This window comes from Syntrophaceticus schinkii (assembly GCF_000946815.1).
GTDB classification, from domain to species: Bacteria; Bacillota; DSM-12270; order Thermacetogeniales; family Thermacetogeniaceae; genus Syntrophaceticus; species Syntrophaceticus schinkii.
On record NZ_CDRZ01000103.1, the window covers coordinates 1 to 992 of the forward strand.

Annotated in this window: 1 protein-coding gene; it reads right to left on the reverse strand. The window is 37.5% G+C overall.

The features are described from left to right. The coding region (locus SSCH_RS20065; RefSeq protein ID WP_044664626.1) for a hypothetical protein at nucleotides 1-274 on the reverse strand (274 nt) is incomplete at its 3' end. Nucleotides 275-992: the final 718 nt, after the last annotated feature.

Consider the following 992-nt stretch of genomic DNA (forward strand, 5'->3'; position numbering starts at 1 on the left):
ACCCAGAGATCTGTTCCAAGTCTTGTAGCAACCAAAGCAGACCAGCAACAACAAATAATGCAGCCAACGTTATGCTAAAGAACGTATTTAATATAACCGATTTAATTCCTAGAAGAGTCGCGCAATAACCTCCTTGAACATAACACCATGTTGCTATAGCAAAACCAGAGGTAATCAAAAAAATATCCCAAAAGCTGTAGATCTTATCTTTTCTCATGAGTGGGATTATGCCAAAATAAACGTCATTATCCACTTGGTCCATTTGATTACTCATATATTATCACCCTCTAATTAATTGATTTACACAGATGCAATTCCGATAATTAATCCGATTATCGATACTATTGAAACACAAGCTATACATATATAATCCGTCTTATTTAGTGGAGGGCCCGAATAATATGAAGGGTCATCCATGATTCTACATCTTTCTGCAATTTCTTTTTCCAACATCAATCGCTTATCATTTTTTTCAGCTATGATAATCACCCCCTCATATAAATCTCAAACACTTTAAAAAGACAACAACAAAACCGTAGTTTTTTAGGTGCTTATCCTCTTTATGTTATTAACATTCCCAAACTGGTTTCCGAAAACGACTGACATTAAGGCCTAGTTAACTAATTCCTAACTCATTTAGCTTCTCCGATAACATTTTTTCATAGTCTTGATCGGCAGTTACATACGCCAAACCCTCACGTTGTAGTGCTAAAGCTGCGACAGCATGTTACTAGCTAGACTAACCCGCGTAAGCGTTAGTCAGAACTTCCATAAAGCCTTCCTTAGTCATTTTCCTGGGATTGCCGGTGTCCCCAAGTTTTTCTTCCGCTTCCTTTCGTCGATTCTGAAATCATAGGAAAACCAGCCATACCATTGCGGTGATGGACAGTCAGTCCCTAATGCCTCTTTGGATACTCACGGGAATCTTTTAAATTATAGTTGTCCTTGTAAGTTCAGACGCTTAACGATCTTTAAAATTTAAATTGATCAGC